This window comes from Guptibacillus hwajinpoensis, assembly GCF_001039475.1.
In the GTDB taxonomy this organism is placed as follows: Bacteria; Bacillota; Bacilli; order Bacillales; family Guptibacillaceae; genus Guptibacillus; species Guptibacillus hwajinpoensis.
The window spans coordinates 876,955-895,031 of record NZ_LELK01000001.1 but is presented as its reverse complement, the minus strand read 5'-3'; the positions used below and the strand labels follow the sequence as shown (position 1 = coordinate 895,031).

Below are 18,077 nucleotides of genomic sequence, written 5' to 3'. Positions count from 1 at the left end.
ATGGCATTTGGACTATCAAAGCGGGAATTAGCAGAATGGAAAGAAAGAGTCGCTTCTGGAGAAGTCGCTTTGCTAACACATTTCTGGTATGATCCAAGGTTTCCAGAATATAAAACGGTAACGAAAGCAGGATGCAGTAATAAAGCAACTCTTGCCAGATGGGGAGAGAAATACGGATTAAAAGCCGAATGGATGCATGATCGAGAGGAATTTCCACATTTTGATTTACTAGGTGATGATCAGTTCCGCATTCTTCAATCAGAAGGACTAAATTCGCACATTAATCGGTTCAATTTGAAACCGACTTTTAAATGAAAAAACGCGAAAGCACTTGGCTTTCGCGTTTTATAATCAATTAATTACCGTGAACGAATTCAATTTCATCCTTGTTGCGGCTAAACTTAACTGTAAAATCTTGATTTTCAAAGAACCAAATATCTTTTTCTTCAACAAAAAAGGTAATGCCCTCTTCTTGAATACTGAGAGCGGGTTCGGCTGGTGCTTCTACAGTCATTCCAAGTGAGAAGCCATCCTGTACTGTGCTGCAACCGCCAACACGTACAAAAAAGCGGAGGTTATCACCTTCTGTTAGTTCCATTTCCCGTTTAAACCATTTCATAGCGGGTTTCGTAATTGTCATTTTCATATATATTCCTCCTTGCCGTACAAGTCTACCACCTCTATTATAAAGAAGTAGCACCAACTTGCAAAAAGAAAAGGGTTCATTTCGCAATAAACGTTAAAATCTCATACAATGAGGGTATAAATGGAAGTGAAATGGGGAGGTTTTTCTAGTGAAAAAACAGAGAGCATGGCTGTTTTTATTCCTCATTCTTGCTGGAAGTATTCTTCTAAGTATTAAGCCAGTGATGGAATACCGCAGTCAACGTTTAAATGAAATAAAGCAAGCTGCCTCAATGATGGTGATGAATAAAGCACCAAATGAAACGGTCATTTCATCTATTGCAGATAAAAAAGATTCAGAAAGCACAACGGTTACTCCAGAAGTAACGAGTAAAGAAGTAGAAGAAGTATCAACTTCCAAAGAAGATGGTGAGAAAGATCCTGATGTAACGATGGTTGGTCTTGGAGATTCACTAACAAAAGGGAGTGGAGATTCAACTGGTCAAGGGTACATCGGGCGGCTAGCAGCGAATATAGAGAATGAAGCAGATACATCCGTTCTAGTTGAGAACTATGCAGTACATGGTAGAAGAACACCTAAATTATATAAGATGCTGAATGAAGAAAATGTCAAAGAAGCATTAGGCGATGCTGATGTTATTGTTATGAGCATAGGTGGAAATGATTTGATGAAAGTTGTGAAAGAACATTTTCTCGATCTTCAAATGGATGATTTTCAAAAAGAGCAAACAAATTATGTTGAACGTCTTAATCAAATCATGAATAGAATCAGAAGCATTAATTCCGAAGCACCCATCTTATTTATTGGACTTTATAATCCATTATTAGTGAATTTTCAATCAGTAACAGAAATTGATCAAATCGTTCAGCGTTGGAATGGAGCGACGCAAGAAACTGTTGAGAAAGATGAAAACACAACTTTTGTACCCATCTACGAATTGTTTCATTCAGTTGATGAAAATCTGTTCTTTGAAGATGGTTTCCATCCAAATGATCAAGGGTATGAATTAATGGCGAGGCAAATTCAGTATCGCCTTCAACAAGATGAACTAGTTGAAGATATCCCATTTGAATAGACGTTTGATGGAGTGACAATTTGCACTTATTGAACTAATATTATTGACAGAGCAGTAGGTAAAGGTAGGGAACGAGCATGGAAGAGACGTTGAATTACGAAGAACTATACAATGTACTTGCAAATCGTTACGAAGTACAAGGTGTCATTACTCCTAATACAAAATTAATCTTTATATTGGAATCTCCGCATATTGCTGAAATAAAACATGGGGTGCCAGTAGCTGGTCCCTCTGGTGCTACGATGTCAAAAAAGTTATTTGGTGAAGAATATGGTAAGCCACTTGGTCTTCTTCTTCAGAAACAGTTAGAGGAGAGCAAGGATCGACCTTCTCTCGATGTCGTTGGGCTACTAAACGTTTGCAATATTCCTATGCAGAAGCGCCCATACGAAAAAGAGGATATTGAGCAATCGAACGGTTTCTTGAACCACCTGGAAACCATTCGAATATCAAATCAGAAAAGTCAATTCAAAGATGAGAATCTAAATAACGTTCAAAGTTTTATTTTGAGTAAGTTTCAACATAGGCTAGAATCTCTAGTTGATCGAGAATTAACAATTGTTCCGTGTGGGCGGTTTGCTCAAAAATTCTTCAAGCTTGCAAATGTGTCTAGTCAGAAGTGGACAGTTGTTGAAGAAGTTCCCCATCCCTCTTATAATTCATGGAGTCGTGAGCGATACCAGACTCCTGTAAATAACGTGATTCAAGAATTAAACCGTCATAAAATATAAGCATGTTTATTAATTCTTATGAAAAAGCTTCGTTCAACTTGAACGAAGCTTTTTTGATGGGCCGTTTGCGCAATTTAAGCAAACGCATAACTATTGGAAACGTTGTAATATAAATGTAACAAAGGGGGTGTTGATTTGAAAAAGTGGGCAGCTCTACTTTTCCTTTCTATTGTCGTATTCAGTGGTTATGCTGTAGCTCCTTCACACTCGCAGGAAGTAGTACAAGTTTCAAATTATATAATGAATGATGAAGATCTTCCTTATTGCCATTAAAGAATGAAGAGGGGTTTAGAATTTGGTAGCAGCCGAAGATATACAAATTAGAATAAATAGTCCGTAAAATTAGTGAAAGGAGGACATGCAATGGAAGAACTCATGTTATTTATTACAGCCGGACTTTTCTTCGTGTCTCTCTTTAATTTCATCGTTATCTTAATAGAGAAAACAAAGCATAAATAACTTAAGCTTTACGAGGTAGCATGCCAATCTTTTTGGCGTAGTCATCTACGTGACGTTTAAACGGTTCATTTTGATCTAGTTGAAAAATAGTGGAGGCAGTGGTGAGGTATTCCGAAGCAAGTTCCTGGTTATTTAATAAGTAGTTCAGTTTACCACATTGGTAGCTTAGTTCACCGAATAAATAAAGGCGCTGTTTATCACGACAAAGAAGAAATCCCTCTCTTGCAATTGAAAGTGCTTTCTCGTAGTTTCGACAAGTGGAAAGAGCCTTTGCGTAATTATAATAAAGTCTAATTTCTATGGTTTCATCCTTAATGATAGGGAAGAAACGAACATGATAGAGTGCTTTATGGAATAAAGGTAGCGCACGATCCCAATTTTCTTCCTCACTATAAAGAATGGCCATACTTATAAGGATTTCAATTTCCCGTTCAGAATAATTTTTTGAAGTTGTCGTTGTATAGTGGAGCGCAGCATCCAAGAGTTGAAGCGCAGTGTCTGCTTCCTTGTGAAGGTAATACATGCAAATACCCTTATGCCACAGATAGAATTGCTGATTTTTTACGGGTCTAAAAAGGGGGTTCGATTCTTCTGCATCTAATATTTCTTCCACTTCCGAGTATTCACGCCGTTTAATGTGTCGCCTTACCTGACGAATCACTTCATTGACGTAATCCAGGCGAGGCGTTTCTCTCATATGAAAGAAATAGTTGATATCAACACCAAGTCTTAATGCAAATTGATAGAGTAATTCTGCGGACGGAGAGACATCATTGTTCTCGATTTGACTAATCAATGCCTGTGTACAGATGCCATCTGAAAGCTCAGCCTGTGAAAGTCCAAGGTACAATCGAAGTTCGCGCATGGAAAATCCGAGTGTATCCTGATGCACCTGCAATCCCCCTTTTTACTTTCAGTGTATCATGAAGCTAGAAATGAAATACATATTTTTCTAAAACGCTGTTTTTTAAAGGCTCTTTTCTAAAAGATTGTTGCTTTTGAAAAAGGTTTAAAGACAACACTTAGCAAATTGGAGCGGAAATTAACCACTAATCTAATAACAACAATGTCTACGAAAAGAGACTTCTAAAAATAAAGTGGATGTTAAGGAAACAAAATCAAAGCAGGAATTGATACTTTTATATTGAAACGTACTCTAGTAGTCGTATAGAAAAGGAGTGGAAAAAATGTCTTATTTGCCATCATTTGAACTAACTGATCAAGTCGTTGTCGTCACCGGAGCAGGTAAAGGGATTGGAAGAGCCCTTGCAGTAGGTGCAGCTGAAGCAGGTGCGGATGTTGTTATTCTTGCTAGAACAGAAGCTGATATTAACGAAACGGCTGGACTCATTCGTGATTTAGGACGAAAAGCCTATTCTATTCAGGCAGACATTACAAATAATGAGGATATAAGCAACGCAGTAAAGCGAATAAAAGTAGAGGCTGGTTCGATTGATGTACTTATTAATAACGCTGGCATGAACATTCGCTCAAAAGCCAAGGACGTAACAGAAGCAGAATGGAACCAGATTTTTCAAACGAACCTGCAAGGTGCTTTTTTTATGTCTCAAGCATGCGCTGAGTTTATGAAAGAGAATGGTGGAGGAAAAATCATTAATATTGCATCCGTTGCAGGACTCGTTGCTCTCAGAACAGGAGTGGTGTACGCAGCAACGAAAGCAGGGATGATTCAAATGACCAAAAATCTTGCTTTAGAATGGGCGGAGGACAATATAACAGTCAATGCAATTGGACCGTGGTATTTTAGAACACCGCTTACGGATAAGCTCTTACAAAATGAAGAATACCTTCAGGATATCCTATCAAGAACGCCGATGAAACGTGTTGGTGAGCTTAAGGATCTTGTTGGTGCAAGTGTGTTTCTGTCATCCGAAGCCTCTAATTATATGACAGGACAAACACTTTATGTTGATGGTGGAATGACCATTTACGGTTTCTAATATGTTATATAAAAAGCTATGTTAACTCATATTATTGATTTCTCAATTTTTGGCTCACTTGAGTGAGCCAAAAACCAACACTGTCCATTAATATAGCCATATAAAAAACCGTTACACATTGTAACGGTTCAATCATTTCTATTAATCTACTAAATCTGCTGCAAAGCTTGGTGCTGTAAGACCTGCGTCTTTGTAAACAGTACCCATTTTTTCTTCAAAAGAAGCGAATTGAGCATCAGATTCTTCATAAGCTGCTTCTGCCTCATCAGATAGGTTAGCTGCTCTAGTTTCGTATGATTTTGCAAGATCTTCTAATGCTGTCTCGATATCGCTTTGGTAAGTTTCAAGCTCAGCTGGAACCTCAACGCCACGAACATCTTCAGCAACTTGCATCGCTGCATCTTCAGCTTCAGACTTCATTTTAGCAAGTTCTTCATCAGAAGGCTTTTCTTCAGCAACTTTTGCTGATTCGAATGCGTAGATTGGTGAGTCATTCTTGTTAACCGTTGAAATAAGATTCATTTGGAAATCAAGAAGTGCACTCTTAACATCTGTTTCGCTAGTAGTTGTTTCCTCACTGTCGCCAGAATTGGTAGCGTTTTCGTTACTAGTATTAGTCTCACCGTTGTTGCTGCAAGCTGCCGCAAAGACAAGTGCGAATAACATAAATGGAAGCAATAATTTCTTCATTCAAAACCCTCCTAATTTTTAGAAAATTATCCTTACGAATACAAATTCTAGTGTATTGAAAGCCTTTTGTAAATAACCAGGCTTGAATTTGGAAAAAATAGATAAATGAGACTATTCAGACACAAAAGAAAGGCAAAAAAATCCTATGTATATGTTAAAGTAGAGAGAGAAAAAAGGTGATAGGAGTTGTATGAAATTGATTCTATTAAACGGCGAATTACTTTCGAGAGAACAAGCTTCAATTGATATTGAAGATAGAGGATATCAGTTCGGAGACGGTGTTTATGAAGTTGTACGAATTTACAATAGTCATTTTTTTGAATTAGACGCTCACCTGGAAAGGCTTGAAAGAAGCGCTCATGAAATTAAGATCAAACTACCGTTTACGATAAGTGAACTTAAACAAAGAATAGAGAAGTTGAAAAAATCAAACAATGTCCATAGTGGGCATCTCTATCTACAAATTACTCGAGGTGTTTCGCCTAGGAATCATGCGTTCCCTGAAAAAGCTGAACCTGTTCTAGTTGCATACACAAAAGAGTACAGCAAAGAGCCTTCTCGTATTCCAGGACGTGCCATGTTTACTGATGATATTCGGTGGTTACGCTGTGATATAAAGAGTCTTAATTTGCTTGGTAATGTGATGGCAAAGGATGATGCAACCGTTAAAGGATATGATGAAGCGATTTTCCACAGAGGAGAAATTGTTACTGAAGGAAGCTCAACAAACGTTTTTATCATTAAGAACCGCATCCTTTACACCCATCCAGCAAATCATTTGATTCTTGATGGCATTACTAGAAGAAAAATATTATCAGTAGCGGCGAGTCTTGACATACAGGTGAAAGAAGAATCCTTTACGAAACAGCAGCTGCTTGAAGCTGATGAAGTTTTTATTTCTAGTACAACACAAGAAGTAAGACCGATCATTGAAGTAGATGGTCAACCAATCGGAAATGGCAAAGAAGGTGATGTCACAGCTTCTCTTCAAGCGGAGCTTGAGAGACATATCTCTCGATCCGAGAAGTAAGGATTTAATCTTTTTAAGAAGTATAGTTGAATTATCAACATAATAGTGGTACTCTTAACTTTGGCTATATGTTAATGAAGAATTGCTTGTTCTGAGCGTTTTCCAACATTAGGGAAATGCTTTTTTGAACATTATCAGGAGAGTTGTCTCCCGTTTATAGCATTTAATGCATTTAAAAGTAAAAAGGAGTTTTTAAAAGTTGAAAAAATTTCAAGATCTAGGTTTAAGTAATACACTAATTGAAGCCGTTAATCAGATGGGCTTCGAAGAAACAACACCAATTCAATCAGGTACTATTCCAATTGCCCTTGAAGGTAGAGACGTAATTGGTCAAGCACAAACTGGTACTGGTAAAACAGCTGCATTTGGTATCCCAATGATTGAAAAGATCGACACTTCACTTTCGCACGTACAAGGTATCATTCTTGCTCCAACTCGTGAGCTTGCAGTACAGGTTGCGGAAGAATTAAATCGTATTGGTCAAGCAAAAGGCGTACGTGCCCTTCCTATATACGGTGGACAAAGCATCGTTCACCAGATTAAAGCACTTAAAAAGAGACCTCAGCTAGTTGTAGCTACTCCAGGTCGTCTTATTGACCATATGGAACGTAAAACAATTCGTCTTTCAGAAGTTTCATTCGTTGTTCTTGACGAAGCAGACGAAATGCTTAACATGGGCTTCATTGAAGACATCGAGAAAATTCTTAAAGGCGTACCTACTGAGCGCCAAACACTTCTATTCTCTGCTACAATGCCTAAGCGTATTGCACTACTTGCTGAGAAGTTCATGAGCAATCCTGAAACAGTAAGAACGAAATCAAAAGAAATGACTGTTCCTTCAATCGAACAGCATTATTATGAAGTTCGTGATTCTAAGAAATTCGATATTCTTTGTCGCCTTCTTGATACTCAGTCTCCTGAGCTTGCGATTGTGTTCGCAAGAACTAAAAAGCGCGTAGATGAAGTATCTGAAGGCCTTAAGAAGCGTGGATACATGGCTGAAGGAATTCACGGTGACCTACCACAGGGCAAGCGTGATCAGGTTATTAAACAGTTTAAAGACAGCACAATTGACATCATGGTAGCAACGGACGTTGCTGCACGTGGTCTAGATATCAGTGGTGTGACTCACGTTTATAACTTTGACATTCCTCAAGATCCTGAAAGCTACGTTCACCGAATCGGACGTACAGGCCGTGCTGGTAAATCAGGTCTTGCTTCAACGTTCATCACTCCACGTGAGTATGATCACTTGAAAGTAATTGAGAAAATTACAAAGAAAGATATGCAAAAGCGTACGATCCCAAGTTTTGCTGAAGCAATGGAAGGTCAGCAACAAATGGCGATTCAACAGCTTCAAAGCACAATTGAAGAGCAAGATCACTCAGGTTACCGTTCATCAGCTGAACAGCTTCTTGATGATCACGATTCTGTAACACTTCTTTCTGCAGCACTTAAGTTGCTAACGAAAGAGCCGGATACAACACCTGTTAAAATTACAGAAATTGCTCCTCTACGTGCGAAAAAAGCACAAAACCGCGGTGGCGGCGGTGGAAATCGCAACCGTAACCGTAGCAACGATCGCGGAGGCCGTAAAGGCGGAAGCGGTGGCGGATACCGTGGCGACCGTAACAGCTCTGGTGCTGGTAATAAGCGTCGTAAGTTTAACGACAAAGGAAATAAATAAGTACACTAAAGTCGGGCTAATGCCCGGCTTTTTTTGTTGTATATAGATAAGAAGATAGAGCATGAAGGAAATACTTTTAGATAAGGCGTTTTGAAAGGTCTCTTTTTAGTTGTTGCTATTGCGGTTATTTTCGCTCCAGTGAACTAAGTTGTTTTTGAAGCAATTATTGAATAAAACTCAACAAATCGCTGATTGGAGCGGAAGGATACTCGACTCCTGCGGGACTAGCGGGACAGGAGAGACCCCACAGGAGCGTTAGCGACGAGGAGGCTCACCGCCCGCCCCGCGGAAAGCGAGCATCCTGGAGCGGAAATCAATCGCTATACAGTAAAAGCAACAATGTCTACGAAAAGAGCCCTTCATAAACATTGTTGCTATCAAAGTAGAGTGAATATTAACCAATCCTCTTATCAATGGCTCTGAAATGAGTTTTTTTTACAAATCAGGACTGGGAAAAATCGTTTGAAAGCGTTATTCTAAGGTAGACACTATTAATGAAAGGCAGCGGTATAATATGAAGCATGATTCCAAGTTGCATACAAGACTTAAAGAGGACGTTTTATTTGAACGTCTTGCGCTTATTGAGCGAGAACTTGATACACCTGAAGCTACAAAAGTAAAACAGCTTATTCAAAAGCTAATGACTGGAGAGCAACACTTTTTATTTTCGGGGCATTTTTCTGCGGGAAAATCATCATTAATTAATGCTTTATTTGATACAAAACTACTGCCGTCAAGTCCAATACCCGCAAGTGCTAACACGGTTCGAGTTCGTTCAGGTGAGCCCGGTGCTTCTGTCCATTTTTTGAATGGGAAAAAAATGGTGTTTCAAGCGCCTTACGACATTGAAGTGGTAAAAGGATACTGCTTGAATGGAGAAGAAGTGGAGCGTGTGGAATTGTCTTCACCTTCCATGCTTAATGAAGATGTAATTTTAATAGACACTCCAGGTATTGATTCAACCGATGAAGCGCATCGTTTATCAACTGAGTCATCGATGTATTTAGCTGATGTTGTTTTCTATGTTATGGACTACAATCATGTACAGTCTGAAGTGAATTATCAATTCATTAGAGAGCTTTATCGTCAGAATAAGAAAGTGATTCTGATCGTTAATCAAATTGACAAACATAAAGAATCTGAACTTTCCTTTACCTCGTTTCAGCGATCAGTCGTTGAGTCATTTGAGACGTGGGGGATTTCGCTTGAATCTTTCTTTTTTATTTCATTAAGACATCTTGACCATCCACACAATCAGTTTAACCAACTTAAGTCTTATATTGAGGGACTGTCAGTTAAAACAACGGAAGAGAAAGTGAAGCGAGTTTATGATGCGGCTGTTGAGCTACTAGTAGATGTAACAGCTGTTCAAGTGGAAGATGATGACGTGAATGATGCGTTTAACGATATGCAACAGGCGCTTTCAAATTCAAATGAACGTTTTGAATTAGTAGAGGAAGAGTTTCAGGTTGAATCATCTAAGATTTTAAAGAGCGCTAACCTAATGCCTTACGAAGTTCGTGAATCAGGAAGAGCGTACCTTGAGTCTATCCAACCTAGTTTCAAAGTAGGGTTTATTTTCAGAGAAAAGAAAACGGAGCAAGAGAGAAATGCGAGGTACCAGGCGTTTAGTGATGGCTTACAAGAACAGGTTAAATCACAGCTTCAATGGCACTTTCATCAGCTATTGCAACAGCTGGTGGAGACAGCAAAGGTTGAGAACGAAGAAATATCTGAAAAACCACTCACTGTTGATCTCAATGTCATTCAGGAAGAAGCAAAAAAAGGAACTGGTGCATCAGGAGAGGCCGTCTTACACTATACTGAAAATGTTGCAAGCCTCCTTAAGTCACAAATTAAGCAGAAGGCAGAACGTGTGAAGGATGAGCTGCTTGAACAAGTGAAAATTGACCATGAAGAAACTTTTGAAAAAGCAGAAGCATCTTTTAAAGAAACGGTTGGCGAAAAAGCAGCGGCTACCTATTTAGCGAGAGTAAAGATTGCCAATCGCAAATACGAAGACCTCTGGTCCATTATGAGTGGTGAGTATGATGAGGATGCTACTCACGCGGCTGAACAAATAAAGCAGTCGTTAGAATCAGAAAATGAAGATGTTGTCTTTATTGAAGCGGCAGAAGAAAACCAGGTGCGTCAGAAAAATCAACCGACCACAAACGCCAAAAGAACTCAACGAGAAGAGTCCACGGATCGTTTACCTTCTACTGAAGAAACGGCTCTTGCTCTGTCTGACATCGCTAACCAACTAGATGATTTACCAGGATTTGAACAAACCAAAACAGCTTTGTTAAATAAAGCAGCTAAAATGAAAGACAAATCCTATACTGTTGCTTTATTCGGAGCGTTTAGTGCTGGGAAATCATCATTCGCGAATGCTTTGATTGGAGAAACTATTTTACCGTCATCACCAAACCCAACAACGGCTACACTCAATCGTATTTGTCCTGTTACACACGAGCATCCACATAAATCAGCTATGATTTATTATAAAACGGAAGAAGAACTTCTTAATGATTTAAAGCATTCGCTTTCCTATTTCGGTGAGCAAGCCTTTTCAATACAAGATAGTTTGCGCTTGATAGAAACAGGAAAGATATTTAAACGAGAATCCGCAGATACGAAACCACATGCGCTCTTTTTAAGGGCTGTACTAGAAGGTGAGTCGGAACTCGATTATCTTGGAAAAGAACGAGAAGTATCCCTAAAAGATTATAAAGATATGGTTGTTAATGAGACGAAAGCTGCATTTATATCTTCTATCTCGCTATTTTATGATTGCCCGCTTACGACAGAAGGCATTACGCTTGTTGATACGCCGGGAGCTGACTCAATCAATGCACGACATACAGGTGTTGCGTTCCAATATATGAAATCTGCAGATGCGATTCTGTATGTAACGTATTATAATCATGCATTTTCAAAAGCGGATCGAGAATTTCTCATTCAGCTAGGTCGTGTGAAAGATGTATTTGAATTGGATAAGATGTTCTTCCTATTAAATGCTTCTGATCTTGCAGAGAACCAAGAAGAATTACATGTTGTCCTTGATCACGTGACACTTAAGCTTCAGCAACATGGTATTAGTCAACCGTCTCTTTATCCCGTCTCAAGTCTTGCTGGCATGCTTGAAGGGCAGCATAACCTTAATCAGGAAGAAACGCGTTTTCTAGAACGACTACCTGATAAATTGAAGAAGAAGGGTGGACTTGAGGAGTTCGAGTCTCGTTTTTATCAATTTATCCGTTCGGATCTTTCGAAACTTTCGGTCGAAGCCAATCTGAATGAAATGAATCGTATTCAGCAGTTAATCGAACAGTGGTTATTAAATTACGAACTTGATTCGAATGATAAAGAAAAACAGTTACATCGAATAAAAGGACGAGCTGTAGATGCGAAAAAGGAACTTTCTCATTATGCAATTACATCATCACAAAAATCGATTGAACAGGAATTAACTGAACTTGTTCATTATATTCCGCAGCGTTTGTTTTATCGATTCAATGATTTCTTTAAAGAAGCGTTTAATCCTTCTGTAGTAAGTAGCCGTGAAGATTTGGTAAATGCATCATCTAGCCTATTAGACGACATTGAGCAGGATATCGTTCAGGAATTAAGAGCTGCTTCACTTCGAGTTGATCGGTTTATTAAACGAGAGCTTCAAAAGAATGAGAAAGACATTCAGATGATCATTAGTTATAAACTATCTGAATTTCGCTATTCGGGAGAAGGTTATAAAGAAATGGAAACTCCTGCATTTTCGGAGTCCCTATCTTCTTGGCTTCCGCTAGATGATGTTCAAAAGAAAGCCCGATCCGTGTTTAAATCTCAGAAGCAGTTTTTCGAACAAAACGGTAGAAGTCAATTGCATGATGAGTTAAAAGACTTGTTCAAGCAACCAGTTAACGATTATTTAAAAGCGGAACGGCAAATTCTTGAAAATACCGCAATTAGTTATTATGAACAGATGATGAAGGTACTGAAAGATCAGGTTGATTCTCAAATTACGAACCACGCGGATTCTACTTCTTACATGCTTACAACTACAATCAAGAAAGAAGTGTTAGTTCAAAAAGAGCAAAAAATGGAGCAAATTAAAACAAAATTATTGGGGGAACAAACCGATGAAGAATCTCGTTACAGCTGAGTGGCTATCCAAGCATTTGCATGATGAAAATCTAGTCGTTGTAGATTGCCGTTTCGATCTTGGGCATTCTTCATCCGGATACGAAGCCTATTTAACTGGGCACATTCCAGGTGCTGTTTATGCGGATTTAGAAAAGGACTTAACAGGAGAGGTTGGGGAACATGGTGGAAGACACCCTCTCCCTGACCAAGAGCAATTACAGCGTCTAGTTGAACGTCTAGGTATCGAACAGGATTCAAAAGTGATTGCTTATGACAATCAGTACAGTGCGATGGCTTCAAGACTATGGTTTCTGCTAGGCTTTGCGGGTCATAAACAACGTGCTGTTCTAAATGGTGGAATGGAAGCGTGGAGAGGGAAGGGGTTAAAAGTCGAATCGAAGCTCCCTTCTGTTCAGGAATCCCATTATCCGATTAGCTTAGATAGTTCCATGATTGTGTCAATGAATGATGTGAAACAAGCTCAGAGTGAAGGGCGTACGATAGTTGACTCACGAGCACCTGAACGATTCTCCGGCAAAGAAGAGCCGATCGATGCAAGAGCGGGGCACATTCCAGGTGCAGTAAATTATTTCTGGAGAGATAACCTTACAGAAAATCAAAAATGGAAAGAGCCATTGGAGAGAGTAGGGGAGGTAGGAACTGGTGAAGAGCCTATCATATACTGTGGTTCCGGGGTAACGGCATGCGTCAACATACTTGCTTTTCAAGAAGCTGGTATTCATGCTAAACTTTATCCGGGTAGCTATAGTGATTGGATTTCATACAGTGACAACACAGTCATAACTTTATCGTAAGAAAAGCCATCCTGGACAAGATTGTCTAGGATGGCTTTTTTGTTATGAATTAAAGAGTGTTAAGAAACCGTTCTAATCGATCCATACCTTCCTTTAATATATCCAGCTTGTAAGCGAATGATATTCTTACATAACCTTCTCCGTAGTGAGAAAAAGCACTACCTGGAACTACTGCGAGGTTTCCATCTTTCGCTAGCTTCATTGCAAAATCAAATGACGATAACCCGAATTGCTTAATGGAAGGAAGGATGTAAAAAGCGCCATCTGGTTTGATCGGAGAAAGTCCCATCTCAACAAGTCGGTTATAAACATAATCCATTCGGTCCTTATATTCTTTTCTCATCTGGACAGGATCTTCTAGTCCATTTTGCAGTGCTTCGAGAGCTGCATACTGCGATATTGATGAAGCACAGGAAACATTGTACTGATGAACTTTAAGAATGTGTTTGCAAATCTCTTCAGGAGCGAAAAGGAAACCTACTCGCCAGCCTGTCATGGCGTGAGATTTTGAAAGTCCGTTAATGACGATCGTTTTCTCTCTCATTCCTTCAAATTGTGCAATGGAGTTATGGTCATCTGAGAAATTGAGTTCAGAATATATTTCATCCGAAAGAACGAAAATCTCTTTATCTCGTAAAAGGTCTGCAATGTTAGCAAGTTCTTCTTTAGACAATGCAACGCCTGTAGGGTTAGAAGGTGAAGGAAGGATAATACACTTTGTTCTTTCAGTAATTGCAGATTCAATTAAAGAACGCGTCATTTTAAATTCGTGTTGCGTCGTATCAACGTGAACCGGTGTTGCGCCTGAAAGCGTGATAATTGGTTCGTAACCTGGATAAACAGGACCGGGAAGAATCACTTCGGATTCCTCAGTTAAAATAGTTCTTAATGTCACATCAATCGCTTGACTAGCGCCGGTAGTTGTAATGATTTCATTCTCAGCTCGATAAGTAAGGTTATATTTTGATTGAAGAAAGTTTGCAGCAGCTTTTCGTAACTCAAGTATGCCTGCATTATGGGTGTACGTTGTTCGATTTTCATCGATGGCTGATTTTGCAGCTTCTTTAATGTGGTGTGGTGTTTCGAAATCTGGTTGGCCAATTGTAAGAGAAATCATATTCTCATAATCTGAGACCATATTGAAAAAAGTACGTATTCCTGATATTTCTATTGATTTCACTTTTGGGTTCAATAAGTGTTCCATATGGTTGTCTTCCTTTCCGTATTAAGCTCATATCGTTCATTTGATGAGATGGACGTTCTGTCCCTCTGTTCGTTACTTGAACTAATCAGACCTTAAGTGGAGGTTCCGCCAAAGCTTAATATTCTTTGCATTGCATTGGAGATTACACGATCACTTAAAGTGGAGTGAACATCATTGTAGCATAATTTAAAAGCTATCGTCGAAATTACCATTTTATGTGGATTAGGAAAGAGACGTTCCTAATAAAAGATTGTTGATAACTTCTGTAAGTACTGGTACGATTGGGTTTCGGTCACTTATCAACAGCTTAAACCTTATACCCTATATGGGTATATTCGGAAGTTGAGGGGGTATAAGCATGGGTATAGGGTTACCCACAAAAATCTGTGGATAACCAATATTCTGAATATTAACCCCTCTGATTTCCTATATTTACATTTATTGTATTTATCCAAAAGTTGTGGAATAATGGTTGTGTTTGCTAACGGAAAAAAGTTTAGCAAAAGATTCTTTCTCATTCCGTTTTACAATAGGAATAAGATAATAAATTCTTATAAGGGGAACGAGCCTAATGAACCAAAGATTGCTCTTCAGTGCACTTTTTATTTCTCTTAGTCTCTTAGTAGCATGCGGACAAGACGAGGACGTAGCGAAGGAAGATTCTAAAAAAGTAGATGAAACCGTTTCAACATCAAAGTATGACGAAGGAAATGTAAGCTCTGGCAATAGCGAAAATGATAGAGAAGTAGACGAAAATTCGTTAGAAGATAATGGTTCGACAGAGGGTGATTCTAAAACAGAGGAAGATGCCGCTTCAGAAGAAACACCTAATGATGAAGAAGAGAATGTGGATTCGAGTGAACGTTATGATCTTACGAAAGAGCAATTTACTGAAAACGGTGTTTCAATCAACTATCCACAAATTACTGGATTAATTGATAGTGAGAAACAGAAAGGTTTGAATGATCTTCTTTATAATGAAGCATACAAAGTATTAAATTTTTATGATGGATCAGAAGGGGTAGACTTAGAGATTGACTATCTGATTTCATATAAGAGCGACTATTTTTTAAGTGTTCAGTATGCAGGGAGCGGATATGTAGAAGGTGCTGCGCATCCGAATAATCTCTTTTACACGACAAACGTAGATGTGGAAAACGTGGAGCGAATCAGGCTATCTGATGTGGTTGTCATTGACGAATCATTCCTTTCGCTCTTCCAGTCAGATACTTTTAAGGTGGTTCATTCAGACCAAGCAGCTTTTGCAAACGACTTAAAAGCAAATGTAACAATAGATCAATTGCGAAATGCTGATAATTTGGATGGTATTGGAACTGAGGTGCATTCAGAAACGTTTACGTACTTTACGGATGAGGGGATAGGAATTAGCATTGGCACGAGTCATGCAGCTGGAGGGCATGCAGCTTTCGAAATGATGTATGTTGATTCCCCTGATGAGATATGGGCTGGAGATAAAATGTGGGATCTACTAAAAATATACCAATAACTATGGGGGACTCTGTGACATGCAGAGTCTTTTTATAATGGTATGACAACAAAAAGTAATCATTAAAATGAGAATAATTTAGAAATAATGACATCTTAGTAGGCATCTTTCATACACTATTTCGGGGTGAGTAAAATGCCAAGAGTAAAATACACGAGTTCAGATATTGATTTAATGGCAAGAATGATGAGAGCTGAAGCCGTGGGTGAAGGGCAACAAGGAATGTTGTATGTAGGAAATGTTATTGTTAATCGGGCAAAGGCGGATTGTTTAGACTTTAGAGATGTAAGAACAATTTCACAAGTGATTTATCAAGTACAGGGAGGGAATTATTCTTTCGAGGCTGTTCAAAAGGGTAATGTATTTTATAATAGAGCAAGATCTGTTGAGAAGAAATTAGCCAAAAAGAATTTAGATTATTGGAGAGAACATCCTGGTAAATATTCTCTTTGGTATTTCAATCCGTATGCTCCGTGTCCTCCAACTTGGTACGGCCAACCGTTTGCAGGACAATACAAAAATCATTGTTACTACGAACCAGCACCGGGAACGTGTGGCAGCGTCTATGTAGGAAGTTAAGTAAAGAAAGCTTGCTGAGAAACGTATGGTTTCTCGGCAAGCTTTTTGTAAGCCTTACATAATAAAGTTCTACTTAGAAAGAATACGATCCGTTAAATAAGCAAGAAGGGCAAATTGGATATGGATCCTTTGCTCGTAAGAATAGATATCAATCCCTGTGAGTTTCTCTAATTGTTTAATACGATAATTAAGTGTATGACGATGAATAAATAACTTGTCAGCTGTTCGATTAATTACGAGATTGTTCTCTAGAAAAGTCTCGAGGGTTGTCATTAACTGTGATTGATGCTTTTGATCATAATCGATAATTTGAGATAGCAGTGGAGTGTAGTAAGTGGAAAGGTCTTCACCGCTTTCTTTTAGTCGTACAAAAATCTGATACGCTCCGAGTTCCTCATAGTTAAGGATCGTTTCTCCTCGGTACTTGGCAAATTGATGAGCGGTTGATGCTTCTTTTAACGCTTCCTCTAAATAATGAATCCCTAATGTACTTGAACTAATCCCCGCATGAAAAGGAAAGGGAGTCTTCTTATTCGTGAACGGCACATAATCTCCAGTGAACAACACAACAACATGGTCTATTTTCCTATTAACAATACCTTTCGTTCTACTAGTGACTAACTGTTGGTGGCATTCTTTCTCGAGCAATACAAGGTTGCTAGACGAAAAGATAGCAACTCGATTGACTCCGCTTAAATCAAATCCCATATCTCTGCTCTTCTTTAAAATGTAGTCCCGGTCCTCGTATGAGTGAGAGAGAAGGGTATCAAGGAAGTCAGCTTCAATCTGAGATCGAGTATCTTCTACAATCTTTAACTTCAGGAATTCAATTGCAAATATGGTAGATGCATGTTTAAGAGCTAAATGTTCAAGGGATGTAAGAGGTGTTTGCTTTTGGATACATAACTTCCCGATCGTTTTCGTTTCTGCAGTGATAGGATAAGTTTCTTCAACACGATAGTTTCGATTTGCGTAGTATGTGCCTGCTACTAAATCTCCATTCTTATCGTATAACGTTATATTGCTATTCAGTAGTTTAGAGAGTGCATCCGTTATGGCAGAGAAGCCAGTGTTCTTTAGAACAAGCGAAGTTAATTCGTCTTGAATTTGTTGGGCATAAGTAAGCATGGAAAGCTGCTTGTTGACTAGCTGCTCAAGGATACTCCTTGTTACCATAGAGAAATTCATCGTCCTTGGAATCTCTAGAAGGGGTAGGCCTGTTCGATTTGCAGCTTCAATAATAGTTATCGGGATGACATCAAGGTAGAAGCCAGTATGAATGGCAAGTGCAGAAAGCTGTCGGTTAGCTAGCGCTTCAACTAGTTTCGTATAGGTCACTGAATTTTCATTCCATCCATAAGCGGTTGTTATCAAAAACTCGCCTTCATGCAGCCTTGTGATGTCTTCCATCACTTCTACAATCGTCAGCCACTTAATATCACGATCAATTCCTTGTTTGCCAGCAATGAGCTTAATTCCTTTCATCTCTCTTAGTTGCAATGCTTCTCTGACTGTTAATCCCATAGACGTCCCTCCGTATCCTCTTATCC

General features: G+C 38.9%; 17 protein-coding genes. 12 read left to right on the top strand and 5 right to left on the bottom strand.

The window, feature by feature from the left end:
- A complete protein-coding gene (locus AB986_RS04560) occupies positions 1-315 on the top strand; it encodes a hypothetical protein (protein WP_048309678.1) in 315 nt (104 codons plus the stop codon).
- 40 nt (positions 316-355) lie between these two features.
- On the opposite strand, the gene AB986_RS04555 is transcribed toward AB986_RS04560, so the two are convergent.
- The gene (locus tag AB986_RS04555) at positions 356-646 is read right to left on the bottom strand and encodes a HesB/YadR/YfhF family protein (RefSeq protein WP_048309677.1); all 291 of its coding nucleotides are present in this window, start codon (positions 644-646) and stop codon (positions 356-358) included.
- Between the two features lie 148 nt (positions 647-794).
- Here AB986_RS04555 and AB986_RS04550 point away from each other — a divergent pair, with 148 nt between their 5' ends.
- From AB986_RS04550 to AB986_RS22995, 4 genes are all read left to right on the top strand, one after another.
- Positions 795-1,721 carry an SGNH/GDSL hydrolase family protein gene (locus tag AB986_RS04550; RefSeq protein ID WP_053216038.1) on the top strand — a complete coding sequence of 309 codons (927 nt, stop codon included), beginning with the start codon at positions 795-797 and terminating at the stop codon, positions 1,719-1,721.
- A gap of 77 nt (positions 1,722-1,798) precedes the next feature.
- The gene (locus tag AB986_RS04545) at positions 1,799-2,452 is read left to right on the top strand and encodes a uracil-DNA glycosylase family protein (protein WP_048309676.1); all 654 of its coding nucleotides are present in this window, start codon (positions 1,799-1,801) and stop codon (positions 2,450-2,452) included.
- 135 nt (positions 2,453-2,587) lie between these two features.
- Positions 2,588-2,725, top strand: a complete 138-nt coding sequence (locus AB986_RS22225) for a hypothetical protein (RefSeq protein ID WP_161797329.1) — start codon at positions 2,588-2,590, stop codon at positions 2,723-2,725.
- 90 nt (positions 2,726-2,815) lie between these two features.
- Entirely contained in the window at positions 2,816-2,911 is a 96-nt protein-coding gene (locus tag AB986_RS22995) for a putative holin-like toxin (RefSeq protein ID WP_425545208.1), read from the top strand.
- Between the two features lies 1 nt (position 2,912).
- Here the strand turns inward: AB986_RS22995 and AB986_RS04540 are convergent, their stop codons facing one another.
- Positions 2,913-3,803: a helix-turn-helix domain-containing protein gene (locus AB986_RS04540; protein ID WP_048309675.1), complete on the bottom strand. Its 891-nt coding sequence runs from the start codon at positions 3,801-3,803 to the stop codon at positions 2,913-2,915.
- A 295-nt stretch (positions 3,804-4,098) separates the two neighbouring features.
- Between AB986_RS04540 and AB986_RS04535 the strand changes: the two genes are divergently transcribed.
- Positions 4,099-4,872 carry an SDR family NAD(P)-dependent oxidoreductase gene (locus AB986_RS04535; RefSeq protein ID WP_048309674.1) on the top strand — a complete coding sequence of 258 codons (774 nt, stop codon included), beginning with the start codon at positions 4,099-4,101 and terminating at the stop codon, positions 4,870-4,872.
- A gap of 141 nt (positions 4,873-5,013) precedes the next feature.
- Here the strand turns inward: AB986_RS04535 and AB986_RS04530 are convergent, their stop codons facing one another.
- A complete protein-coding gene (locus tag AB986_RS04530) occupies positions 5,014-5,562 on the bottom strand; it encodes a hypothetical protein (protein WP_048309673.1) in 549 nt (182 codons plus the stop codon).
- A 190-nt stretch (positions 5,563-5,752) separates the two neighbouring features.
- On the opposite strand from AB986_RS04530, the gene dat reads away from it, so the two are divergent.
- The 4 genes from dat to AB986_RS04510 all read left to right on the top strand — a co-directional run bounded on the left by dat (position 5,753) and on the right by AB986_RS04510 (position 13,237).
- Positions 5,753-6,592, top strand: coding sequence for a D-amino-acid transaminase (dat, locus tag AB986_RS04525; RefSeq protein WP_048309672.1), 840 nt, complete (start codon positions 5,753-5,755; stop codon positions 6,590-6,592).
- A 199-nt stretch (positions 6,593-6,791) separates the two neighbouring features.
- Positions 6,792-8,279, top strand: coding sequence for a degradosome RNA helicase CshA (gene cshA / locus AB986_RS04520; RefSeq protein WP_152670921.1), 1,488 nt, complete (start codon positions 6,792-6,794; stop codon positions 8,277-8,279).
- 514 nt (positions 8,280-8,793) lie between these two features.
- Positions 8,794-12,441 (top strand): dynamin family protein, encoded by a 3,648-nt coding sequence (locus AB986_RS04515; RefSeq protein WP_053216037.1) that lies wholly within the window; start codon positions 8,794-8,796, stop codon positions 12,439-12,441.
- Entirely contained in the window at positions 12,419-13,237 is an 819-nt protein-coding gene (locus AB986_RS04510; RefSeq protein ID WP_048309671.1) for a sulfurtransferase, read from the top strand. The genes AB986_RS04515 and AB986_RS04510 overlap by 23 nt, the downstream gene beginning before the upstream one ends.
- 49 nt (positions 13,238-13,286) lie before the next feature.
- Here AB986_RS04510 and AB986_RS04505 read toward each other — a convergent pair whose 3' ends face one another.
- Entirely contained in the window at positions 13,287-14,441 is a 1,155-nt protein-coding gene (locus tag AB986_RS04505; RefSeq protein ID WP_048309670.1) for an aminotransferase A, read from the bottom strand.
- Positions 14,442-15,012: 571 nt separating this feature from the next.
- On the opposite strand from AB986_RS04505, the gene AB986_RS04500 reads away from it, so the two are divergent.
- On the top strand, positions 15,013-15,948 hold the full coding sequence (locus AB986_RS04500; RefSeq protein ID WP_048309669.1) for a polysaccharide deacetylase family protein: 936 nt from the start codon (positions 15,013-15,015) through the stop codon (positions 15,946-15,948).
- A 135-nt stretch (positions 15,949-16,083) separates the two neighbouring features.
- On the top strand, positions 16,084-16,527 hold the full coding sequence (locus tag AB986_RS04495; protein WP_048309668.1) for a cell wall hydrolase: 444 nt from the start codon (positions 16,084-16,086) through the stop codon (positions 16,525-16,527).
- Between the two features lie 69 nt (positions 16,528-16,596).
- On the opposite strand, the gene AB986_RS04490 is transcribed toward AB986_RS04495, so the two are convergent.
- On the bottom strand, positions 16,597-18,051 hold the full coding sequence (locus AB986_RS04490; RefSeq protein ID WP_048309667.1) for a PucR family transcriptional regulator: 1,455 nt from the start codon (positions 18,049-18,051) through the stop codon (positions 16,597-16,599).
- Positions 18,052-18,077: the final 26 nt, after the last annotated feature.

What these genes read in the sequence shown, in the direction of transcription:
- AB986_RS04560 (WP_048309678.1), top strand. Translation starts at nt 1, where the DNA reads ATGGCATTTGGACTATCAAAGCGGGAATTAGCAGAATGGAAAGAAAGA.
- AB986_RS04555 (WP_048309677.1), bottom strand. Translation starts at nt 646, where the DNA reads ATGAAAATGACAATTACGAAACCCGCTATGAAATGGTTTAAACGGGAA.
- AB986_RS04545 (WP_048309676.1), top strand. Translation starts at nt 1,799, where the DNA reads ATGGAAGAGACGTTGAATTACGAAGAACTATACAATGTACTTGCAAAT.
- AB986_RS22995 (WP_425545208.1), top strand. Translation starts at nt 2,816, where the DNA reads ATGGAAGAACTCATGTTATTTATTACAGCCGGACTTTTCTTCGTGTCT.
- AB986_RS04535 (WP_048309674.1), top strand. Translation starts at nt 4,099, where the DNA reads ATGTCTTATTTGCCATCATTTGAACTAACTGATCAAGTCGTTGTCGTC.
- AB986_RS04530 (WP_048309673.1), bottom strand. Translation starts at nt 5,562, where the DNA reads ATGAAGAAATTATTGCTTCCATTTATGTTATTCGCACTTGTCTTTGCG.
- dat (WP_048309672.1), top strand. Translation starts at nt 5,753, where the DNA reads ATGAAATTGATTCTATTAAACGGCGAATTACTTTCGAGAGAACAAGCT.
- AB986_RS04515 (WP_053216037.1), top strand. Translation starts at nt 8,794, where the DNA reads ATGAAGCATGATTCCAAGTTGCATACAAGACTTAAAGAGGACGTTTTA.
- AB986_RS04510 (WP_048309671.1), top strand. Translation starts at nt 12,419, where the DNA reads ATGAAGAATCTCGTTACAGCTGAGTGGCTATCCAAGCATTTGCATGAT.
- AB986_RS04505 (WP_048309670.1), bottom strand. Translation starts at nt 14,441, where the DNA reads ATGGAACACTTATTGAACCCAAAAGTGAAATCAATAGAAATATCAGGA.
- AB986_RS04500 (WP_048309669.1), top strand. Translation starts at nt 15,013, where the DNA reads ATGAACCAAAGATTGCTCTTCAGTGCACTTTTTATTTCTCTTAGTCTC.
- AB986_RS04495 (WP_048309668.1), top strand. Translation starts at nt 16,084, where the DNA reads ATGCCAAGAGTAAAATACACGAGTTCAGATATTGATTTAATGGCAAGA.
- AB986_RS04490 (WP_048309667.1), bottom strand. Translation starts at nt 18,051, where the DNA reads ATGGGATTAACAGTCAGAGAAGCATTGCAACTAAGAGAGATGAAAGGA.